Annotated in this window: 3 protein-coding genes and 1 pseudogene; 1 reads left to right on the top strand and 3 read right to left on the bottom strand. The window is 72.4% G+C overall.

Annotated features, from left to right (window positions below):
- Positions 1 to 777 (bottom strand): LppM family (lipo)protein (locus JM949_RS35285; RefSeq protein WP_203152385.1); only part of this gene is annotated, 777 nt, incomplete at its 3' end.
- A gap of 139 nt (positions 778 to 916) precedes the next feature.
- On the opposite strand from JM949_RS35285, the gene JM949_RS35290 reads away from it, so the two are divergent.
- Positions 917 to 1,381, top strand: coding sequence for an NUDIX hydrolase (locus JM949_RS35290; RefSeq protein WP_203152386.1), 465 nt, complete (start codon positions 917 to 919; stop codon positions 1,379 to 1,381).
- Positions 1,382 to 1,553: 172 nt separating this feature from the next.
- On the opposite strand, the pseudogene JM949_RS39470 reads toward JM949_RS35290, so the two are convergent.
- Together JM949_RS39470 and JM949_RS38285 are read right to left on the bottom strand one after the other, a co-directional pair.
- Positions 1,554 to 1,892 (bottom strand): annotated as a pseudogene (locus JM949_RS39470) (FAD-dependent monooxygenase); the annotation flags it as partial.
- The coding region (locus JM949_RS38285; RefSeq protein WP_407664882.1) for an FAD-dependent oxidoreductase at positions 1,847 to 2,360 on the bottom strand (514 nt) is incomplete at its 5' end. The gene JM949_RS38285 and the pseudogene JM949_RS39470, both read right to left, overlap by 46 nt.

Here is a 2,360-nt window from a genome sequence, read left to right on the forward strand (position 1 = left end):
CGGGCCGGGCGGGGTCGCGCCGGGCGCAGCCGGCGCCGCCGGGTGTCGGCGACGCACCAGGAGTACGCCCACCGCGGCGAGCAGCAGCAGGAGGAGCACGCCGCCGACAACCAGCAGCCAGGGGAACCCGCCTCCGTCGTCGGCGGCGACCGGCGAGGCGGAGGGCTTGGGCGGCGCTTCGGCCACGGCCCGCAGCTCGGCCGGCTTGTCCTGGTTGGCGTCGACCTGCCAGCTGACCGACCGGCCGTTGACAGTGCCGTTGCTGTCGATCACCCGGCCGGGAAATGTCACCGAGATCTCGAACGACATCAACTTGAGGAAGGCCTGCTGGTTCTGCGGATTCTGTTCGGCCACCTTTCCGCCGTATTTTTTCGGATCAAGGGGCAGGGTGAAGCGGTACAGGTCGCCGTCCCGGACCAGTTTCACGCTCTCCGTGTCGAAACCGGCAAGCGGCGCTTTGCGGTAACTGATCTGGGAACCGTAGAAAGTGGCGTCCTGGTAAATCGTCTCCTCGCCGGCCGGCAGCGCCGGGATGTTCTGCCGCAGCTCCGCGAAGGCCACCGGGATGTTCTTGTTCCGCGACGTCAGCACCTGCTTCTGAGCGGTCAGCAGCAGCTGTCCGTCGACCGTGTCGTCGGCGTTCACGGTGAGGCCCATATTGAGCTGCATACAACCGCTCAACGCGGCGAGCAGGACGAGGCACACCGCGACGCGGAGTGCCGTACCGCGGTTGACTCTCCTGTTCATGCGCTCAGTGTGTGTGATCGCTTTCACCATCAGCAGTCAGCGATCAGTCACAACGAAGTCGCCGATTGTACCGACGGGCTGTCCCTTTTGCTTGAACCCGACCGGGGCCGTAATGACTATTCTGGAGTATTGGTGCCACGGTGGTTCTCGTCGGTCGTAGGCTGACCGGATGGACATGATCGCGTGCGTGGTGCTGGTGGATTCCGAGGGGCGGTTGCTGCTGCAACTGCGCGACGGAGCGGCGATGTACCATCCGAACATGTGGGGGCTGCCCGGCGGCCACGGCGAGCCGGGGGAGACGCCGGAGCAGACCGCCGAGCGGGAGCTGTGGGAGGAGACCGGCCTCGCTGCCGACGGGCCGCTGCGTCCGCTCGCCGTGCAGGAGTTGCCCGAGCTGGACCGGGTGAAGCACTACTTCCTCGGCACCACCCGGGCCCGGCAGGAGGACGTGGTGCTCGGGGAGGGCGCGGCGATGGTCTTCGTCCCCGGTGACCAGGTGCTCGACGGCCGCCCGTGGACACCTGGCACGGTGGCGGTGCTGACCGAGTTCCTCGCCTCGCCCGAGTACGCCGCGTCGATCGGCCGGGCGGCCACCGGGCCGGCTCAGCCCGCCGGCGGGCGCCAGTCCGCGTAGCGGGCCATTCCACGCAGGGTGGCCCGGCCCGGGGTGAGTCGCAGCGCGACGTCCCGCAGCGCGAGGGCGATCGGGTTGTGCAACTGCTGCCCGAACGCCCGGCGGTGAAGGAGGCCCGGGCGACGGACTGGCTGCGCGGTCGGCGCTGCGCGTCGTACTCGGCCAGCGCGGCGGGCAGGTCGGCCGCGCCGCCGGCGCAGACCGCGCCGAGCACCACCGCGTCCTCGATCGCCTGCCCGGCGCCCTGCCCGAGGTTGGGTGTCATCGGGTGCGCGGCGTCGCCGAGCAGCGCCACCCGTCCCCGCACGTACGACGGCAGCGGCACGGCCAGGTGGTGGATGTCGTGCCGCAGGACCACCGCGGGCGGGGTCGCCGCGAGCAGCGCCGGGATGGGGTCGTGCCAGTCGCCGAAGTGCTCCCGCACGGCCGCCAGCTCGTCCGGGGCGTGGCCGCCGGGCGGGGCGTTCACCGCGGCGTACCAGTAGAGCTGGCCGTCGCCGATCGGCACCATGCCGAACTCGGCCCCCGGACCCCAGGTGATGGCGGCCGGGATCGGGCCGGGCAACGCGATGGCGGCCCGCCACGTCGTCGACCCCGCGTACACCGGGCCGGGGTGGTCCGGCCAGAGCTGGGCGCGGACCCGGCTGCGCAGGCCGTCGGCGCGACCACCAGGTCGGCGTCGATGGTGTGCGCGCCGCCCGGCCCCAGGTAGCGCACCTCGGCCCGGTCCGGGCCGGGCTCCACGTGCTCCACCGTCGCGTTCGTGTGCAGGGACGCGGCCGGCAGGGCCTCGCGCAGCGTGCGGTGCAGCGTGGCCCGGTGTACGCCGAGCGCTGTGGTGCCCAGCTGCCGGATCATGTCGGCGGCGTCCACCCGGGACAGCCACCGCCCGTGCCGGTCGCGGATCCCGCCGGGCGCCTCGCCGTGTCCGCCGTCGCGCAGGGCCGGGCCGAGGCCGAGGGCGTCCAGCCCGCGCACC

This window comes from Micromonospora tarensis (assembly GCF_016803395.1).
Lineage (GTDB): Bacteria > Actinomycetota > Actinomycetes > Mycobacteriales > Micromonosporaceae > Micromonospora > Micromonospora tarensis.

What these genes read in the sequence shown, in the direction of transcription:
- JM949_RS35290 (WP_203152386.1), top strand. Translation starts at nt 917, where the DNA reads ATGGACATGATCGCGTGCGTGGTGCTGGTGGATTCCGAGGGGCGGTTG.